Below are 18,210 nucleotides of genomic sequence, written 5' to 3'. Positions count from 1 at the left end.
GCGCTCGCCCGATCAGAAAGCAGCTATATCGCGGCTGCGAAGGGGGACGTCAATCCCCGCGACCGAGCCCCAGTTTCGTCTCCAGGGCCGCCAATTTCGCCTCGGCCTGCGCCAGCGCGGCCGTGAGGTTTCGGCCGAGGCGGCTGCCACGCGCGGCGGCCGGAACGAGTGCCGCGCCGAGGCTGCCATCAGTTCCGACCGGCGCCCAGCGCGTGATCCGAATGAAGCTGTCGCCGGTCTTGACCAGGATGCCGCCACCGTCCCTGCCGATGACCTCGCCCGGTGCGCCGATATAGGATCGGGCGGCCGGGATCAGCTCGGCCGCGAGGACGGCATAGGACCCGTCCTTCCCCATCGTGCGTGCGCCGGGGCCGGGCGGCACCAGGGCGCGAACGAAGCGCTCGAGCGCGGCACTGCTCCAGGTCCAGTCGATCTCCTCGTCGCCCTCCCTGCGGCGGCAGCAGTAAAGGCCGACGGGATCGATCGTCGACTGCGCGATGCGCTTGTCGCTGCCGTGATAGACGTCGGAGATCGCATCGATGAGCGTATCGGCGCAAAGCGTCTCGGCCGTTTCGAGGAGCGTTGCATAGGTGTCGGTCGCGGAGATCGGCACCTTGATCTGGCGGACGATGTCGCCGGTATCGATGCCGAGATCGACCCAGTGCACCGTGATGCCGAACTCGGTTTCGCCATTGATCAGCGCCCAGGTCAGCGGATTGCGGCCGCGATAGAACGGCAGTGCGCCGGCGTGACAATTGAGCGTGCCGCGGGGCGGTAGCGTTAGAATGGTCTCGCGGAGAATCTGGTCATAGGACATCGAGACGTGAAGCTCGGCCGCAAATGCCGCAATCTCGGCAAGGCTCTCCGGTGCGTTGACCGCCGCAGGGCTCAGCACGGGAATACCCTTGGCCTCGGCGAGCGCGACAAGCTTCGTATCGGGCCGCGACGCGCGGACGACGACGAAGGCGATGGTGTAGTGCGGATCCTCGATCAGCCGGGCGAAAGCGCGTTGTGCCCAGACCCCATCGCCGAAATAGCCGATCCTCATAGCGGGTCTTCCTCGTCATGAGGACGAGTGACCGTGGTGCCGATCAGCGACCAATATTCGATCGGCGGCCGGCCGGATCCCGGCCGCTTGCAGGTGAGGTCTTCGGGTGCAAGCACGTCGCCCGGCTTTAGCGCGCGCGCGGCCACGATGCTCTTGCGCGCGATGTCGATGTTCTTGATCTCGGAATTCCTTGGCGTCTTGATGCCGTCGCCACGCGCCTCTTCGATGCGGCGGATGGCGGAGACCATGCGCTTGAAATCGCCGGGTTCGAGAGATGCTGCGTGGTCTGGCCCCTCGGCATTGCGGTCGAGAGTGAGATGCTTCTCGATGATGGTGGCGCCCATCGCCACCGCGGCCAGCGAGATCTCGATGCCGTCGGTATGGTCGGAATAGCCCACGGGAAGCTGGAAGGCGGTCCGCATCGTCAGCATCGCGGCGAGATTCACGTCCTCGGGCGGGCAGGGATATTCCGTCGTGCAGTGAAGCAGGCTGACCCGTTCACTTAATCGTCTGCGGGCTTCGCCGTCGCGCCATGCGGCGTGGAAGGCGGCAAGGCTCGGTGACGCGTTGTTGTAGCCGTAACCGTGCGCGAGCACGCCCAGCGCCTCCTCGACCTCGATCAGCGTGGCCATGCCGGTCGACAGGATCAGCGGCATGTTCGCGCGCGCGATCGCATGCAGCAGCGGCGCGTTGGTGAGGTCGCCCGAGCCGATCTTGATCCGCGGCAGGCCGAGGGTGAGCAGGAAGTTCAGCGACTGATGATCGAACGGCGTCGACAGGAACTCGATGCCGCGCTCCCTGGCGCGGGCGATCAGTGGCGGATGCGCCGCATGCGGCAGTTCGAGCCGCTTCAGCATCGCCTGCTGGCTCTCGGCTGCGTCCGTCGTGCGCTGCTGGTAATCTGCCTTGCGTGCGCTCTTGCCGGCGAGCGAGTTGGCGTTGAAGGTCTGGAATTTGACGATGTCGGCGCCGGCATCGGCGGCCGCATCGACCAAGGCGAGGGCAGTCTCCAGACTTCCGGAATGATTGACGCCGGCTTCGGCGATGACGAGTGTGCGCGTCATGTCGCGGCCTCGCCGTCATAAAAGCCCTTCTTCAGCAGCGCGCCGAAGTCGGGAATGGACGCAATCTTGTCGGCGACGCGGCGGCTGGTCTCGCCGTCGCCGTAGGGGCTGACCGTCGGCTGCCGTCCGCGCGCAAGCGCCTGCGCGATCGCTTGCGAGATGGACGCGCGGTCGGGCGCGGCGTGGAATACGGAAGCGGCGCGCTCCCGTCCCTTCTGGCGGTCGCCGATATCGACGGTCGGAACGTTCAGCGAGGGGGCCTCATAGATGCCGCTCGACGAATTGCCGACGACGACATCGGCCTGGTTCATCAGGCTGATGTAGCGAAGCTGGCCGAGCGAGGCGACTGCGATGGCGTTGGTTCGGCCGGCCACGAAAGTCCTGATCCGCTCGTTGAGCGCGCGGCCTTCCGCATCGGCATTCGCAAGGGTGAAGAACAGGCTGAACTCCGGATCGAGTGCGGCGAGCGATGCGAACAACTCTTCCAGCGCACCGACGGAGCGGTCCATCTCGACCGTGACGGGATGGAACGTGACCAGGACGTTGCGCTTGCCGAGCGTCATTCCGACCTCTCGGCCGATGGTCTCGCGATCCATCAGCTTGAGGCGCTTGATCGAATCGATGCCGGGCGAGCCGACGGTGAAGACGCGCGCCGGATCCTCGCCGAGCTGGGTCAGGCGCCGCGCCGAGTCGGCGTTGGTGGCGAAATGCAGATGCGCCATCTTGGTGATGGCGTGGCGGATGGCCTCGTCGATCGCGCCCTCGGTGACGTCACCGCCGAACAGATGCGCCATCGGCAGCCGCAGGAACATCGCTGCCTGGGCCGCCGCAAACGTCTCGTAACGATCACCGAGCACGACGACGAGGTCCGGCTTCAGCCGGGCGAACGCGTCGGCAAATCCGATGACGCCCAACCCGACCGATTTGGCAACGCCGACGCCGGAATCGCTCGATAGCAATGTCTCGACGCTCTCGTCGACGTCGAATCCTTCGGCGCGGATGTTGTCGATGGTGTAGCCGAACTCGGGCGACAAATGCATGCCGGTGGCAATGAGCTGGAGACTCAAGCAGGGCGTTTCGCGGACCGCCCGCATCGGCCAGATGATGAGGCCGAAATCGGCGCGGCTGCCCGTGACGAAGCAGATCTTGCGGCGTGGTTCACTCATCGCGGGCCCGGATGCTGGCGCTGGAGGGAAGGTTGATCAGGCGGCGCTCGATCGATTCGGCGGTCGAAAGGTCGCCGCGGGGGCTCTGCGCGAACATCGGCAAGCGGTGCATCAGCGTCCAGGCCGGTCGCGCGCCGAAACCGGCATCGTTCAGCGCGGCGAGCACCTCGTCGCGCCGGCCGGCATGGGCCTCGTCGAGCAGGATCGCATTCAGCCAGTAGTTGCTCGTGGTGTCCTTCGGCTCCCGCGAGAAGCGCACCCCGGGAATGTGCGCGAAGGCGCGCTCATAGACGGCAGCGAGCTTGCGCTTGCTCGCCATGAACCCGTCGAGCTGCTCGAGTTGCGCGCAGCCGAGCGCGGCGTTCAGATTGGGCAGGCGGTAATTATAGCCGACCTCGTCGTGGATGAAGGCCCATTTGTGCGGCAGCTTTGCCGTCGTCGTCAGATGCTTGGCGCGGCGGCCCAGCGCCTCGTCATTGGTGAGGATGGCGCCGCCGCCGCCCGTCGTGACAATCTTGTTGCCGTTGAAGCTGAGCGCGGCGAGGCGTGCCTGCGATCCGACCGGGTGGCCCTTATAGGTCGACCCCAGTGATTCTGCGGCGTCTTCCACCAGCGCGATGTTCCATTCGTCCGCGAGGGCGGCGATCGCGTCGAGATCAACGGGATGCCCGAACGTGTGCATCGGAGCAATCGCCGCGATGCGGCGGCCGGTCTCGCGATTGATGGTGCCGGTCGCAGTCTTTTGCGCGATGGCTTCGAGGCGCACCGCGAGCGCACGCGCGTCCATGCCGAGCGTTTCCAACGAGCTGTCGACGAAGTGTGGCACAGCCCCGCAATAGGCGATCGCATTGGTCGTCGCGATGAAGGTCAGTGCCGGTGAGATGACCTCGTCGCCGGGCTCGACGCCGGCGAGACGGAAGCAGGCATGAAGTGCGGCCGTGCCATTGACGACGGCGACTGCGCGCTTCGTGCCGGTGACTTCTTCGAGCATGCGCTCGAACCGGTCGACGAACGGGCCGACGGAGGAGACGAAGGTGCTCTTGATGCACTCTTCGAGATAGGCGACCTCGTTGCCGGCAAACACTGGTTCGTGCAGACCGAGCATTCCGTTCGGCGTTCCGACCGCACGGCGCACGGCATCGACGATCGTTTTTGGCTCGAGGTCCACTCTGGTCCCGGAACTGTCCACCACCACCTCAGACATTGTAGACGTCAGCCTTGTAACGGCTGAGATTGACCGGATTGGTGAACCAGCTGACCGTCTTGACCATGCCACGCCGCATGCCGTCGACGCCGCCGAATTCGGGGCTCCAGCCGAGCTGCTGGCGTGCCTTGGAATTGTCAGCCCAGAGCCGCTCGACTTCGCTGTTGGCAGGACGCAGCCGCGCCTCGTCGGTCTCGATTTCGATCGATGTCCCCATGACCTCGGCGATCATCTGCGCGGTCGCGCCGACCGAGATCTCGAAGCCGCTGCCGAGATTGATGGTCTGGCCGACGACTTGCTCCGCGGGCGCGGTGAGGCCCGCGATCAGGCCGCGCGCAGTGTCGGTGACGAAGGAGAAATCGCGCGTCGGGCTGACGGCGCCGAGGCGGATCTTCCGCTTGCCGGTCGCGATCTGACTGATGATCGTCGGGATCACCGCGCGCGCCGATTGCCGCGGCCCGAAGGTGTTGAAGGGGCGGATCACCACCACGGGCAGGTCGAACGAGGCTTGGAACGACAGTGCCATCTGGTCGGAGGCGATCTTCGAGGCCGAGTAGGGGGACTGTCCGACCAGCGGATGGCTTTCCTTGATCGGAACCGTCTGCGCCGTGCCGTAGACCTCGCTGGTGGAGGTCTGCACGAAGCGGCGCACGCCGGCCATGCGAGCGGCCTGAAGCACGTTCACGGTGCCGCGAACGTTGGTCTCGACATAGGAATCCGGCGCAGCATAGGAAAACGGAATCGCGATCAGCGCCGCCAGATGCAGCACGTCGGTGCAGCCGCTCGCGGCCTGGATCATGAAATGCGGATCGCGGATATCTCCGGCCACAACCTCGACGGATTTCATCACGTCGGCCGAAACCGTGTCGAGCCAGCCCCAGGAGTTGAAGGAGTTGTAATAGACGATCGCCTTGACGCGGGCACCCGACTGCACCAGTTCCTCGACGACATGCGAGCCGATGAAGCCATCGCTGCCGGTGACGAGGACGCGGGCGTCCTTCAGATCTTCCATATCGGACCCCAACGCGATTAACCCAGTCTTCGCAATAGGATGGCGCTATAGCACACTGGTCGTCGGGCGCAACAGACCGTCGTTCGGCATCCGCCAAATGCCCGGGGATGCAGCGCTTTTGGACGCGCCCTTAGGCAGTTTGGACCGGCGTCAGCCGTTGTTTCACGAATGCTTCCAGATTTCCGCCGGAAAACAGATGGCCGGCCACGCCGGCCGCCCGCGCCGCTTCCATGTCGCTGTCCTTGTCGCCGATCACCATGCTGCGCGTCATGTCCACGGGAAAGCGCGTGACAAGATCGGTGATCATGCCGGGCGCCGGCTTGCGCCGCTCGCTAATGCGGCAGTAGCGCGCGACGGTGCCATCGGGGTGATCGGGGCAGTATTCGAACGCATCGATATGGGCACCGATCAGCGCCATCTGGTCCGCCATCCAGCGGTGCAGGGTGAGGACGTGATGCTCCTCATAGTAGCCGCGCGCGACGCCGGACTGGTTGGTGATGACGAAGGCGAAGTAGCCGGCGTCGTTGACGGCCTTCACGGCCTCGCGGGCGCCCTCGATCCATTCGAGCTTGTGGGTCTCGAACGTGTATCCGGAATCGTGGTTGAGCACGCCGTCGCGATCGAAGAATACGGCCGGCCGCCGCAGCTTTTCCCGCAATTCGCGATCAGCCCGGGCGAAATCGTCGGGGATGCCGATGTCGATGAAGTAACCGCGGTAGGCCGTGCCGCGCAGCGAGCCGGATTTTGCAAGGCCGGGAAATACGTCCTGCTCGAGCGAAGCGGGGAGCTTCGCGATGTCGGCGACAATCGATTTATCGACGACGTAGATGCCGGCATTGACCGGTCCCGTAGCGCCTGCGCCGGGGGCGACGAAGTCGCGCACCACCTCGCCGTCGAGCACGACGCGGCCGTAGCGGTCCCCAACGACACCGTCGCGCAATGCCATGTGGACGCGCCCGACTTGCGCCCGCGCGATCAGATCGAGCAGGTTGAAGTCGAACAGCGAGTCGCCGTTGAGGAGCAGGAAGCGGTCGTGCAGCAGGTCGCGGGCATGCACGAGTGCGCCGCCGGTGCCGAGCGGCTCGCGCTCGCGCGAGACGACGATCTTTGCCCGTCCTCGGGTGGCCGCAGCGTAGTGCGTCTCGACGATGTCCGCCTTGTGACCCGCGAGCAGGAGAATCTCGTCGAACACACCATAACGTACGAGTTCGTCGATCAGCGTGTCCAGAAAGGCACGCCCGCCGACGTCCAGCATCGGCTTCGGAACCAGCTTGGTGCGCTCACCGAGGCGCGTGCCGAGGCCGCCGACGAGGATGACGGCCTGTCTCAACATGAGAGGCAACTCGCTCGATTGTGCCCCTTGGTGGTCATGTTTGCCCGGATGATGCATGGTCCGGCTACCAAACGCTTCTTCCGCCATCCATCACCAGGTTCTGTCCGGTCATGTAGCTCGAAGCGTCCGAGCAGAGGAATTGCACCGCCGCGCGGTATTCGTCGACCTCGGCCATCCGACCCATCGGGATCAAACGCGTCAGCCGTTCGACGAAGGCGGGATCCTGGTTGTTGAAGACGCCGCCCGGCGAGATCGCGTTGACGCGCACGCCGTGATCGGCCCAATAGGTCGCCAGATACTTCGTCAGTCCGATGAGACCGTGCTTGATCACAGAGTAGGTCACCGGCTTGACCGGCTGCTCTTCCTCCCGCGACACGTTCGGCTGCCGGTAGAGGCGCTGGTCCGGCGCGATCACGCCGAGATCGGAGGCGATGTTCAGGACCACGCCGCGGCCGCGTCTGGCCATCTCGCCGCCGAACACTTGCGCGCACAGCATCGGGCCGGTCAGGCCGACGGCGATCTCGGTCTGCCATTGCGGCACGGGGAAAGCTTCGAAGCGCGACGAGTGCATCACGCCGGGCGCCGAGGTCACCTTGGGATCGATTGCCGCATTGTTGACGAGGATGTCGACCGTGACGCCGCGGCCGGCAAGCCGCTCGTGTGCCGTGCGGACCGAATCGAGTGAGGTGACGTTGATCTCGAGTGCCATCAGGTCGGAGGAAGGTTCGGCCTGTTTCAGCGATGCGACGGCGGTCTCGGCTTGCGCCAAACCCACATCGGTAACGACCACGCGCGCGCCTGCCTCGGCCAGCGCCGCGACATGCTGCCTGCCTAGGAGGCCGCCGGCACCGGTCACGAGCGCGGTGCGTCCGGTCAGGTCGTAGCGGGAGGAGGGGCTGGCCATCGATAGCTCCTGTATCAGCTTCTGAGCTGGCCGCCGTCGGCCACCACGATGCTGCCGGTGATGAAGGCGGCGCGCGGCGAAGCCAGGAATGCAACCACGTCGGCGATCTCCTCTGGAGTGCCGAGCCGGCGCAGCGCCACCTCGCGCTGGAGCATGTCGTCGACCGCGGCCTTGTTTTCGGCGATCTTGCGCGCCCAGGTGCCATCCGCGCTCAGGATGTTACCGGGGGCAACCGCGTTGATGCGGATGCCTTCAAGCGCCAGTGGGCGCGCCAATCCGCGCACGGTCGCGTTCACGGCCGCCTTTGCGCCGTAATAGGTCACGGGCGCGCCGAGAGCCGCCATGCCGGCGATCGAAGAGATGCAGACGATGGCGCGGTCGCCGCTGCCGCGCGCCATCAGCGGCCGGGCCGCGTCGATCATGTTGGTCGTGGCGAACAGATTGAGGTCGATCACCCGCGACCATTCCGCCGCGGTCTCCTTGCCTGGCGGCACCGAGGCGCCGCTGCCGACATTGCAGACCAGGATATCGAGCCGGCCCCACTGCCGTTCGACTTCGTGCACCAGCGTCGCGGCGGCGGCCGGATCGGTGACGTCGGCCACGTGCACCGACGCGCCGCCGCCGACCGCGGCCCCTGCGGCGTTGAGCGCATCGGCACCGCGTGCGGCGAGCGCGATCTTCGCGCCCTCGGCGGCGAGCTTTGTCGCGATCCCAAGTCCGATCCCGCGGCTGGCGCCGGTGACGAGAGCGACGCGATCCTCGAGTTCGAGTTTCATCGGGCGGCGTCCTCGATCCAGCCGACCGTCATGTCGCGATAGTTCGCCAGAGCGCCGGCGTGGTCACCGTCGGCGGCGCGCGCGGTCTGCAGGATGTATTGGCCCTTGTAACCGGAGCGTTCGATCAGCCGGATGGTCTTGGCGAGATCGGCATTGCCGGTGCCGAGCGGCACGGTGGTGCCGCCGCGGATGCGGTCCTTGATGTGCACGTTGAGAATGCGCGTCGCATAAGCGCCGATCTCCTCGTCGCTGTCGTAGCCGAGCGAGGCGCTGTTGCCGCTGTCGTAGTTGATGCCGAAGATCTCGGTCGGAAACGCCTCCATGAAACGGGCGAGCTCGCGCGGGGGCAGGTCGGATTCGAAGACGATCCTGACGTTTCGCTTGGCGAGCGCCTCCGAGCGCGCGAGCAGAACGCGCTTCAACGTGTCGCTCTCGCTTTCCCGCTCAATCTTGCCGTTGTCGACGAGCGGAATTACGATGAATTCGATGCCGATGCGGCTGCAGGCGGCGATCAGGAGGTCGAGGTCGGAGACTAGCGCATCGCGCACGACGGCATCGACCTTCCAGAACGGCGCCTGCATGAAGCAGTCGCCGGTCAGGCTCGGGATGCGCACGCCGTTCTCGCGCGACAGCGCCAGAATCTCCTGCTGTCCCTGTTCGGTCATCAGCGGATTCTCGCGCAGCCGCTCCTGGTCGATGGTCCATTCCATCCGCGTCAGGCCGAGATCCTTTGCGCGCGGAAACTCCTCCCGCCACGCGTCCCAGGGGAACGCCTGGATCTTGCCGTCGACCAGGGCCGACAACCGTCCTTGCATGAACCCGATGCGTTGCAGCGTTGCGGTCACGATTTGCTATCCGAACTGATGGCGAGGCCCTTGGCGATCCAGCCGCCGTCGACGAAGATCTCCTGGCCGGTGACATAGGCGGATGCATCCGACGTCAGGAAAATCGCGGCTCCTACCATGTCGGCGGGCTGTCCCCAGCGGCCGAGCATGGTATGGCGCCGTCGATCCTCGTGCATGACAGGATCGGCAAAACTCTTCGCGGTCATCTCGGTTGCGACATAGCCCGGCGCAAGCGCGTTGACGCGGATGCCGTCGGCCGCATAGTCGGCCGCAAGGGCGCGCGTCAGCCCGGCAAGGCCGGCCTTCGCCGCCACGTAGCCGGGATTGCCGGGAAAGCCGCGAACGGAATTGATGCTGGTGACGTTGACGATGGCAGCCGAGCCTGCGTTCTTGAGGAGCGGATGGGCTGCAAGGATCGCGGCATACGCGCCGGTGAGGTCGGTCGCGACCGTGGCACGGAAGCGCGCGAGCTCGCTCTCGGCACTCTGAGCCGGAAGACTGATGCCGGCGGCATTTACGAGGGCGTCGATGCGGTCGCCTCTTGCCGCGATGGTGCGGAACGCGCTCTCGATCGCTGCATCGTCTGAGAGGTCGCAGGCAATGCCAGACGCGCCCTGCGGCGCGGTTCCGGAGCGGCTGAGGCCGAACACCGTCGCTCCCGCATTCTGTAACCCGGACGCGATCGCAGCTCCAATGCCGCGCGAGGCGCCGGTGACGACGGCGATCTTGCCGGCGAGGGAGAAGATGCTGGGATCAGGCATAGCCGTAACTGCGCATGATGGCGGCACAAAGCTTGACGTCTTCGGGACGGTCGATCTGGAACATCTTGTGGCGTTCCATCACGTGGAAGCCGATCTTGCCGCCGAGACGATTGTTCTGCTCGCGCAGGAGAGACGGGATCAGGACGTAGAACGAGCCGTTCTCGAGATAGCGCTTTTCGATCTGCTGTCGCATGCGGCGATTGCGGAAGTCGTAATTGATCGGCTCCGGTCCGTTCACGCCGATCCGCCAGTTGAAGTAGTCCTCGACTTCGCAAACCGAGAGCAGGCTGTCGAGCTGTTCGCGGTCGAAGGTCGCAAGCGCGTTCTCGATATCCGCCGGCTCGCGGATCGGCGAGGTCGCCTGGAGCGCAACGATGCGCTCGAACCGGCCCATCCGCTCGTCGATCGCGGCGAGCGCATGCAACCAGGCGGATTCCGAGGAGGCGAGGTCACCCGAAATGTCGTCCGGGCGCCGCACGCCAATCGCACCAGCGGCCTCGGCTGCGGCGAGGATGTCGTCGCTGTCGGAAGAGACCGCCACCACGTCGACCCCGCGCGCGGCACGTGCCTGCTCGATCGTCCAGGCGATGAGCGGCTTGCCGCAGAGATCGTGCAGGTTCTTGTGGGGGATGCCCTTCGAGCCGCCGCGTGCGGCGATCACAGCCAGCGTCTTGCGCGCCATCAGACATGTCCCTCTAGACGTTCGAGCGCAGTCCAAAAGCCTTCGCCCAAGTTCTTGTGGCCCTGCCATATCTCCGGAATGAACGAGGCGGTCGGCGCATGCTTGCGGAGCACCTGTCCGACCTCGTCAAAATCAATCTCGCCCTCACCGATCTGGACGCCTTCGCCATCGAGCCCCCTGGCATCGCCGAAATGCAGATGCGCAGTGTGGGGGCCGAGCTGGGCGAGGCCTTGGTAGAAGTCGAAGCCGAAATGATTGGCAGCGAGTTTCGTGTGCGAGATGTCGACGCACATGCGCAGATCATGCTTGGCGCAGAAGGCGGCCGACTCCTCCGGAAAGATGAAGATGTTCTGGTGCCGCTGGCCGCCGAAATGCCAGGGGAACGGTGCCATGGTCTGCGGTGTCAGCTCGACGCCGTCCAAGTCGAGCTCCTTCAGGCTCTGCGCGAAGATGCGGTAACGCTCGGCCTTTTCCTGCGCCGACAGGGGCACATCCATGGTGAAGCCGCCGATATTGGCGACGATCGGCGGCCGCTTGGTCTTGGGGAAGAATTTCTTCAGCCTGCGCGTGATGTTGATCACCGTCTGCGTCTGCTCGAGCGAATAACGCCGCAGCGTCTCGTCGGGGGTCGCGAGGTCCATCAGCTTTGAGCCGGCGAACAGCTCCGGCGCATGCACGACGAAACCGAGATCGTATGTGCCGGAGAGATATGCGGCCGGATCGCGCTCCATGTCGCTGTAGCTGAGATGGAATTCGATGATGTCGGGCTCGCAAATCTCCAGGAAGCGCTCGATGTCGTAATAGCGCACCGGCACGCCCCAGGGACGGTCAAAGCGATAGCGCCGCGCCGTTGCGATGCCTTCGTCGAGGTCGCTCTGGAAGAAATAGTCGTCGGCCGCCATCGTCCGCTTCAGCTCCCGGCCGAGCAGTTCCGACATCTTCAGCGGCGACAAGCCCTGTCCCGGGCTCTTCACCGCGATGTCGCTTTCGGAGATCACCGTGCCGGGCACAAGGTCGCGCGCAGCCACCAGACTTTTCGCAAGGTTCTCGCGGTTGATCAATTCGCCCTGGCTCAACACGCGTTCGGCCAGCTTCTCGCCGCGCGCCGCTTCGATCTCGCGGATGCCCGAGACCAGCGCCTTGAATTCCTCCGGCTCCAGGCTCGCGGCGTGGTCGGGACCCTCCATCTCGCGGTCGAGCGTGATGTGGCGCTCGACGACGATGGCGCCGAGCGCCACCGCGGCCATCGATACGGCAATGCCGCGCTCGTGACCGGAATATCCGACCAAAGGATGAATCTCGCGCAGCGTTTCCATGAATCGCAGATGGATATTGTGGAGCGCGGCCGGATAGGTGCTCTGGCAATGCAGGAGCACGTAATTCGCCTTGTGCTCGTCGAGGAAGCTCGCGGCGGTCTTGATCTCCTCGGTCGTGCTCATGCCGGTCGAGACGATCAATGTCTTGCCGGTCGTGACGAGTTTGGCGAGCAGGGGCAGGTTGGTGAGGTCCGCGGACGCGACCTTGTAGGCGTGCGTGCCGAAACCTTCGAGCACCGCGACGCTCTTCACGTCCCAGGGCGTGCAGAGATATTCGATGCCCTTCGAGGCACAATAATCTGCAATCTTCTTGTGCTGCCCGATCGTGAGCTCGAAACGGCGCAGCAAGTCGAGCGTATACTCGACCGCAAGGTCGTCGTCCTTCCCCGAGAGGGAGGAGTCGCGATAGACCTCCTCGAGCTTGCGCATCTGGAACTTGGCGCAATCTGCGCCGGCGACGATCGCCGCATCGACCAGCGCGATGGCGCGGTCGAAGTCGCCATTGTGGTTGTTGCCGACCTCGGCGATGACGTAGCAGGGCTTGCCATCTCCCAGAAGGCGGTCGCCGATGCGAACCGGTACATCAGCCATTCGCTCTGGTCCTCTCAGCGTCTTTGCCCTGATCTGCCGGTCTGGCCACGATCAATGAGCCAAGCGTAAACAAATCCCGCTCCGAAAACTGGCGGAATTGGGGTGCCAGCCGCGCCATGATCTCGGGCTCAGGCGACCTGCAATCCGGCCGGTCACTTAATATCTCAAAACCGGCTTCCTTGAAGAGCTGTAGGTACTCGCTGTGGCGCAGGCGGTTGACGTATTGGAAGCGCGATTGAAATGGGCACCATTCCTCGTCGGAGTACGTCAGGAAGTTGAATGCGCTGATGGCCGGATCGAATCCCTTGAAATGATCGCCGTAATCGATCTGCATCAGAGCCACGCCGTCTGGACGGAGGATCCGTCGCAGCTCCTTGAGGATGGCCGCAATGTCGGCCTTCGGAATGTGTTCGAGGGTTTCGACCGAGACCGCGCAGTCGATGGAGTTGGCTGGCAGGCCCGTTGCGCGCGCGTCGGCTGGCGCGCGGTACTCGATATTCCAAAACCGGTCGAGATCGTCCCAGGAGGCTATCCCGGGGCGATCGCTGCCGCTCGCTTTGGAAATGATCGCGGCGTTGGAGCGGATCAGATCGAGCTTGGACAGCCGCTCGATGTCGACGGTAATGAAGCGTTTGACGCCATGGGCGCTGAAAGCGAGGGGAATGATCAAGTCGCGGCCGGCGCCGAATTCGAAGAACGTCGATGCCTGCAGCGGCCGAATGCCGTATTCGGAGTATGTGCGGAGCAACTGCTGGGCAAATGTGTGGATCGACCTGATTTGCTTTTCCGGACGTGGCAACCGACGCGTGACGTAGCGTTGCAAAGCGTAGTGCAGACCCTCCCCGAACGGGATAGCCGAGAGCACGGTGAACGCGCGCGCCTTTGCTTGCCAGTGCACGTCAGTGGTCCTTTGGACGGGTGGCTTCGGCGGAGTTCTGTCTGGACGAAGAAGGAAGGCGCGACTTCCACGTCCGCAGCCCGCTCTCTTCGAACATGATGCGGGAACAGGTATGCCCCTGCTGCTCCAGCGCAGCGATGAGCTGATAGCGTTCGAAGGGGCGCACGAAGAAGATGAAATACCCGCCGCCGCCGGCGCCCAGCAGCTTGCCGCCGACTGCGCCATGCCGTTTGGCGAAATCGTAGAGCGCATCGAGCGCGTCCGAGGATATCTTTGAGCTCAGCTTCCGCTTGGCGTGCCAGGCCTCGTCGATCAGCCGGCCGCATTCCAGCAGCTGGCCGCGCAAGAGATGGCGCCGGATGAGGCGCGTCACTTCCTTCTGCTTGGCGGCCGCGGCGACGGCGTCACTGGTCTCATGCTGCGCCTTCTGGTCGCGGTGGATGGCCCCGGAATCGCGGCCGGAGCCGGCATAGCAGAGCACCAGGCTCTCCTCGAGCTCGGCGATGATGCTGGGGTCGAGGCGAAGCGGCACGATGGTGTTCTGGTCGGAGAAGAACTCCATGTGGTTGAAGCCGCCGAACACGGTGGCGTACTGGTCCTGCCAGCCGCCGGGGATGTTGAGCATCAGCCGTTCGGCCTGGAACGCCATCTCCGCGATCTCGTGACGGTCCCACTGGTCGCTGCGGAATTCGTTGAAGCAGCCGATAATGGCCGACGAGACCACCGCAGAGCCGCCGAGCCCCGAGCCGACCGGAAAGTCGGCGGACACTTCGAGCTCGAATCCGTAAGTCGGCTTGATCAGGCGCACGACCGACTTGATCAGCGCGAGATCTCCCCCGGTTCCGAGCTGGGCGAGATTGTCGGCCTCGACGGTGCAACGGAAATCATGCGAATAGATCCGGATGCTGGGATCGCTCCGGCGCCGCAGCGTTGCATGGGCGTACATCTGGATCGTGGCACTGATCACCGCGCCGCCGTCATTCGCCACGAAGTAATGCGTGAGGTCCGTGCCGCCGCCGGAGAAACTGATGCGCACAGGGGAGCGGCCGCGCGCGAACACCTCGCTCTCTTCCGACAGGTTGAACAACTCGCGGCTGAACACGTCGACCAGACGTCCCTCAGCATCGAGGATTGGCACCACATGCACACGCTGGTCGAGCAGCTTGAGGATCTGCTCGCGCGGTGCTCCGGCGCGCGCCCAGACGAAGTTTCGATTGATGCAGGTCGCGACCCGATCGTGAATCGTGCTGCCGGCCAGCATGCACCTGCGGATGTCACCGTCCGTTACCGCGCCGACGATCCGTTCGTTCGCGTCCTGCGCGAACAGAATGCCAAGCTTGTTCGCATTGAGGTGCCGGAAGGCTTCCTCAATGGTCTCGCTCTCGGCGATGGTGACGAGGGTTCGTTCGAGCACTTTTCTGGGTCCGGAAGGGGCCAATTCAGGCCATATCAGAGCAGGGTTGGTAATACGGGAGCGGCAGGGACGATGCAAGGTTCCCGGGTCCGGATATCGCTGCAAAGGGCTGCCACGAAGTGCATCGGCGGACCGTAGCCGATTTACATTGGCCGCCGTTTCTATAGAAGGCTCCGCAAAGGGGTTTGCACCAAATGTATGTGGTCGGAATCAGTTCGGGGATCAAGCACGGGCACCACGACGGCGCGGCGGTGTTGCTGCGCGACGGCGAGTTGATCGCGGCCGCCGAGGAGGAGCGCTTCACCCTGGCGAAACATGCACGCGGCGAGCTGCCGCGTGGCGCAATCGGGTTCTGCCTGAAGCAGGCCGGCATCACCATGCGCGAGGTCGACTGGATCTGCTCGCCGCTGAAGACCTACACGAACTACGCGCAGCGCCTCACCGAATATTTCAAATATCAGTTCGGCCACAGCCCGAAGATCGAGCTGTACGACCATCATCTCTGTCATGCCGCGAGCTCGTTCTACGGCTCCGGTTTTTCCGAGGCGACGGTGGCCTGCTTCGATTTCTCGGGCGATTCCAGCGCCGGCCTCGTCGCGCACGCACGCGGCAACGATTTCCGCGTGCTGACGCGGTTCGCCCGCCACAACAGTCTCGGGCTCTATTACGGGATGCTGACGCAGTATCTCGGCTATCAGATGACCAACGACGAGTACAAGGTCATGGGCCTGTCGTCCTACGGCAGCCCGGAATATCTCGGCAAGTTCGCGAAGCTCTTGCGCCCGAACGGCATTAATTACGAGCTCGATCCCGAGCTCGACAAGCGCCGGCGCGACGCGGAGATGTTCACCAGCGATTTCTCGACACGGCAGGAACGCATCTTCACCGAGAAGATGGAGGAGATTCTGGGCCCGCGGCGGCTGCGCGGCCAGCCACTCGACCAGCGCCTGACCAACATCGCCGCGAGCGGCCAGAAGCAGCTCGAGATCGTCACCACCGAGGTGATCCGTTCGGCGATCGCCGAGACGGGCTGCGGCGACGTCTGCATCGCCGGCGGGGTCGGGCTGAACTGCAAGATGAACATGGAGATCGCGGCCGAGCCTTCCGTGAAGCGTCTCTATGTGCCGCCGGTCCCGCACGATGCCGGCGTGGCGCTCGGTGCGGCGATGATGAAATGCGCGGAGGCGGGTCACGCGATTGCGCCGCTGACCCACGCTTACTGGGGACCGGACTATTCCAACGACACGATCCGGGAGACGCTGGATAAGATCGGCGCCCGGTTCGAACTGCTCGACGATCCCGTGTCGCGCTGCGTGACCGACCTGACGGACCAGAAGACCGTGGGCTGGTTCCAGGGACGGATGGAATACGGTCCGCGCGCGCTCGGCAACCGCTCGATCCTGGCCGATCCGCGCCATGCCGGCATGAAGGACCGCATCAACCTCACGATCAAATATCGCGAGGAGTTCCGCCCGTTCTGTCCGTCGGTGCTTTACGAGCGCCAGGCCGAGTATTTCGAGGACACGTTCGATGCGCCCTTCATGGTCGTGACTTTTCCAGTCAACGAGAAGGTCGCTGAGACCATGCCCGCGGTGGTCCATGTCGACAACACCGCGCGCATCCAGAGCGTTCATGCGGACAGCAATCCGCTCTATAGCCGCCTGATCGGCGAGTTCGCGAAGGCGACCTCGCTGCCGGTCCTGATCAACACCAGTCTCAACATCAATGAGCAGCCGACGGTGAACGCGCCGCTGGAGGCGTTGCACACCTATTTCTGCTCAGGTCTGGACGTGCTGTATCTCGGCAACTATCGGCTTTCGAAATCGAGCTGAGACTAAAGCGCGATGAGATGAAGATGGACCGTCATCGCGCTTTAGCTTGTTCTTTGAACATGATCTCTTCGGAAAACCGCGCACACTTTTCCGGATCATGCTCTATCGCTCGTCCGCGATGACCTTTCCGTCGTTCGGCAGCGCGCCGGGACTGACCAGCTCAACGGTGCCGCCGAGCTTCGTCACGGCACGCAAGGTGCCGGCGATCTCCTCGCGCAGTGCTTCGTTCCCGGCCGTCGTTTCCGCTTTCAGCGTCATCGCGTCGGTCTCGCCCTGGCGCGTAACGACGAGGCGTAGCCTTCCGAGTGCGGAATGGCGCTTGCCGATCTCGGCGACCTGCTCGGGCCGAACGAACATGCCCTTGACCTTGGTGGTCTGGTCGGCGCGGCCCATCCAGCCCTTGATGCGCATGTTGGTGCGCCCGCATGGGCTCGTGCCGGGCAGGGCTGCGGTGAGGTCGCCGAGCGCGAGCCGGATCCAGGGATGGTGCGGGTCGAGTGAGGTCAGGACGATCTCGCCGACGTCGCCCGGCGCCACGGGATCGCCAGTGCCGGGCTTGACGATCTCCAGGATCAGGTCCTCGTTCACGACCATGCCCTCGCGGGCCTCGGTCTCGAAGGCGATGAGGCCGAGATCGGCGGTGCCGAAGGCTTGGTAGGCGTCGATGCCGCGTGATTTGATTTCGGCCTGAAGGGAGGGCGGGAACGCCGCGCCCGAGACCAGCGCGCGCTTGATCGAGGAGACGTCGCGGCCCGAGCCGGCTGCGGCGTCGAGCAGGATCTTCAGAAAATCCGGCGTGCCGCTGTAGCCGACGGGGCGGTAAGCTTCGATCAGCTCGAATTGCTGTTCGAGATTCCCGGGGCCCGCGGGGATCACGGCGCAGCCCAGTGCGCGCGCAGATGCATCGAAAATGAAGCCACCGGGGGTGAGGTGGTAGCTGAAGGTGTTGAGCACGATGTCGTCGGGGCGGAAGCCGGCTGCAAACAGCGCCCGAGCGCCGCGCCAGGGGTCGGCTTGGCGTCCTTCCGGCTCGAAGATGGGGCCGGGGGAGGTGAAGAGGCGGGCGAACGACCCCGGCGCGGCCGCCACGAAGCCGCCGAAGGGCCTGGAGGCCTTGTGCAGGGCCGGCAGTTCCGACTTGCGCAGCACCGGCAGGCCCGCCAGCGCCTCTCTGGACCTCACCGAGGCGGGGTCCACGCCCCGCAGGCGCTCGGTATAGGCTGGAGCGGCCATGGCGCTGCGCAGCACCTCCGGGAGGCGGGAAAACAGCTCGGCCTCGCGCGCGCCGTGGTCGCGCGTCTCAAGGGCGTCGTAATGGGCGGTCATGGCTGGTCTTTCCGGGTTGGCATGGTCCGTTGCACGCC

At 64.7% G+C, this 18,210-nt stretch carries 16 protein-coding genes; 1 reads left to right on the top strand and 15 read right to left on the bottom strand.

The annotated features are described in order from the left end of the window. Window positions 1-49: 49 nt before the first annotated feature. The 14 genes from LPJ38_RS31925 to LPJ38_RS31860 form a co-directional block, all read right to left on the bottom strand. Window positions 50-1,048, bottom strand: a complete 999-nt coding sequence (locus LPJ38_RS31925) for a methionyl-tRNA formyltransferase (protein WP_145628990.1) — start codon at window positions 1,046-1,048, stop codon at window positions 50-52. Beyond that, window positions 1,045-2,112: an N-acetylneuraminate synthase gene (gene neuB, locus LPJ38_RS31920; protein ID WP_145628988.1), complete on the bottom strand. Its 1,068-nt coding sequence runs from the start codon at window positions 2,110-2,112 to the stop codon at window positions 1,045-1,047. Before neuB ends, LPJ38_RS31925 begins: the two co-directional genes overlap by 4 nt. Further along, the gene (gene neuC / locus LPJ38_RS31915; RefSeq protein ID WP_145628985.1) at window positions 2,109-3,278 is read right to left on the bottom strand and encodes a UDP-N-acetylglucosamine 2-epimerase; all 1,170 of its coding nucleotides are present in this window, start codon (window positions 3,276-3,278) and stop codon (window positions 2,109-2,111) included. The genes neuB and neuC overlap by 4 nt, the downstream gene beginning before the upstream one ends. Beyond that, window positions 3,271-4,467: a LegC family aminotransferase gene (locus LPJ38_RS31910; RefSeq protein ID WP_231088461.1), complete on the bottom strand. Its 1,197-nt coding sequence runs from the start codon at window positions 4,465-4,467 to the stop codon at window positions 3,271-3,273. The genes neuC and LPJ38_RS31910 overlap by 8 nt, the downstream gene beginning before the upstream one ends. 7 nt (window positions 4,468-4,474) lie before the next feature. Next, window positions 4,475-5,494: an NAD-dependent 4,6-dehydratase LegB gene (locus LPJ38_RS31905; RefSeq protein ID WP_145628981.1), complete on the bottom strand. Its 1,020-nt coding sequence runs from the start codon at window positions 5,492-5,494 to the stop codon at window positions 4,475-4,477. A gap of 130 nt (window positions 5,495-5,624) precedes the next feature. Further along, complete coding sequence (locus tag LPJ38_RS31900) at window positions 5,625-6,827, bottom strand: HAD-IIIA family hydrolase (RefSeq protein ID WP_167520258.1); 1,203 nt, start codon at window positions 6,825-6,827, stop codon at window positions 5,625-5,627. A gap of 64 nt (window positions 6,828-6,891) precedes the next feature. After that, window positions 6,892-7,731 carry an SDR family oxidoreductase gene (locus LPJ38_RS31895; RefSeq protein WP_145628977.1) on the bottom strand — a complete coding sequence of 280 codons (840 nt, stop codon included), beginning with the start codon at window positions 7,729-7,731 and terminating at the stop codon, window positions 6,892-6,894. 14 nt (window positions 7,732-7,745) lie between these two features. Continuing rightward, on the bottom strand, window positions 7,746-8,507 hold the full coding sequence (locus LPJ38_RS31890) for an SDR family NAD(P)-dependent oxidoreductase (RefSeq protein WP_145628974.1): 762 nt from the start codon (window positions 8,505-8,507) through the stop codon (window positions 7,746-7,748). Beyond that, complete coding sequence (locus tag LPJ38_RS31885; RefSeq protein WP_145628972.1) at window positions 8,504-9,352, bottom strand: sugar phosphate isomerase/epimerase family protein; 849 nt, start codon at window positions 9,350-9,352, stop codon at window positions 8,504-8,506. Before LPJ38_RS31885 ends, LPJ38_RS31890 begins: the two co-directional genes overlap by 4 nt. Then, window positions 9,349-10,113, bottom strand: coding sequence for an SDR family oxidoreductase (locus tag LPJ38_RS31880; RefSeq protein WP_167520257.1), 765 nt, complete (start codon window positions 10,111-10,113; stop codon window positions 9,349-9,351). Before LPJ38_RS31880 ends, LPJ38_RS31885 begins: the two co-directional genes overlap by 4 nt. After that, complete coding sequence (locus LPJ38_RS31875; RefSeq protein ID WP_145628967.1) at window positions 10,106-10,795, bottom strand: acylneuraminate cytidylyltransferase family protein; 690 nt, start codon at window positions 10,793-10,795, stop codon at window positions 10,106-10,108. Before LPJ38_RS31875 ends, LPJ38_RS31880 begins: the two co-directional genes overlap by 8 nt. After that, entirely contained in the window at window positions 10,795-12,702 is a 1,908-nt protein-coding gene (locus LPJ38_RS31870) for an N-acetylneuraminate synthase family protein (RefSeq protein WP_145628965.1), read from the bottom strand. The genes LPJ38_RS31875 and LPJ38_RS31870 overlap by 1 nt, the downstream gene beginning before the upstream one ends. Then, the gene (locus tag LPJ38_RS31865; RefSeq protein WP_167520256.1) at window positions 12,695-13,600 is read right to left on the bottom strand and encodes a class I SAM-dependent methyltransferase; all 906 of its coding nucleotides are present in this window, start codon (window positions 13,598-13,600) and stop codon (window positions 12,695-12,697) included. The genes LPJ38_RS31870 and LPJ38_RS31865 overlap by 8 nt, the downstream gene beginning before the upstream one ends. A 1-nt stretch (window position 13,601) precedes the next feature. Beyond that, complete coding sequence (locus tag LPJ38_RS31860; RefSeq protein WP_145628963.1) at window positions 13,602-15,014, bottom strand: GHMP family kinase ATP-binding protein; 1,413 nt, start codon at window positions 15,012-15,014, stop codon at window positions 13,602-13,604. Between the two features lie 194 nt (window positions 15,015-15,208). Here LPJ38_RS31860 and LPJ38_RS31855 point away from each other — a divergent pair, with 194 nt between their 5' ends. After that, window positions 15,209-16,846: a carbamoyltransferase family protein gene (locus tag LPJ38_RS31855; RefSeq protein ID WP_145628961.1), complete on the top strand. Its 1,638-nt coding sequence runs from the start codon at window positions 15,209-15,211 to the stop codon at window positions 16,844-16,846. 102 nt (window positions 16,847-16,948) lie between these two features. On the opposite strand, the gene LPJ38_RS31850 is transcribed toward LPJ38_RS31855, so the two are convergent. Then, entirely contained in the window at window positions 16,949-18,172 is a 1,224-nt protein-coding gene (locus LPJ38_RS31850; protein WP_145628959.1) for a phenylacetate--CoA ligase family protein, read from the bottom strand. Between the last annotated feature and the right edge of the window lie 38 nt (window positions 18,173-18,210).

It is taken from the genome of Bradyrhizobium daqingense (assembly GCF_021044685.1).
Taxonomy (GTDB): domain Bacteria; phylum Pseudomonadota; class Alphaproteobacteria; order Rhizobiales; family Xanthobacteraceae; genus Bradyrhizobium; species Bradyrhizobium daqingense.
The sequence above is the reverse complement of the archived record's forward strand: the minus strand, read 5'-3'. Positions and strand labels throughout refer to the sequence as shown.

Coding starts and splice junctions, on each gene's coding strand:
- LPJ38_RS31870 (WP_145628965.1), bottom strand. CDS start 12,702: ATGGCTGATGTACCGGTTCGCATCGGCGACCGCCTTCTGGGAGATGGC.
- neuB (WP_145628988.1), bottom strand. CDS start 2,112: ATGACGCGCACACTCGTCATCGCCGAAGCCGGCGTCAATCATTCCGGA.
- LPJ38_RS31905 (WP_145628981.1), bottom strand. CDS start 5,494: ATGGAAGATCTGAAGGACGCCCGCGTCCTCGTCACCGGCAGCGATGGC.
- LPJ38_RS31890 (WP_145628974.1), bottom strand. CDS start 8,507: ATGAAACTCGAACTCGAGGATCGCGTCGCTCTCGTCACCGGCGCCAGC.
- LPJ38_RS31895 (WP_145628977.1), bottom strand. CDS start 7,731: ATGGCCAGCCCCTCCTCCCGCTACGACCTGACCGGACGCACCGCGCTC.
- LPJ38_RS31855 (WP_145628961.1), top strand. CDS start 15,209: ATGTATGTGGTCGGAATCAGTTCGGGGATCAAGCACGGGCACCACGAC.
- LPJ38_RS31925 (WP_145628990.1), bottom strand. CDS start 1,048: ATGAGGATCGGCTATTTCGGCGATGGGGTCTGGGCACAACGCGCTTTC.
- LPJ38_RS31875 (WP_145628967.1), bottom strand. CDS start 10,795: ATGGCGCGCAAGACGCTGGCTGTGATCGCCGCACGCGGCGGCTCGAAG.
- neuC (WP_145628985.1), bottom strand. CDS start 3,278: ATGAGTGAACCACGCCGCAAGATCTGCTTCGTCACGGGCAGCCGCGCC.
- LPJ38_RS31880 (WP_167520257.1), bottom strand. CDS start 10,113: ATGCCTGATCCCAGCATCTTCTCCCTCGCCGGCAAGATCGCCGTCGTC.
- LPJ38_RS31850 (WP_145628959.1), bottom strand. CDS start 18,172: ATGACCGCCCATTACGACGCCCTTGAGACGCGCGACCACGGCGCGCGC.
- LPJ38_RS31900 (WP_167520258.1), bottom strand. CDS start 6,827: ATGTTGAGACAGGCCGTCATCCTCGTCGGCGGCCTCGGCACGCGCCTC.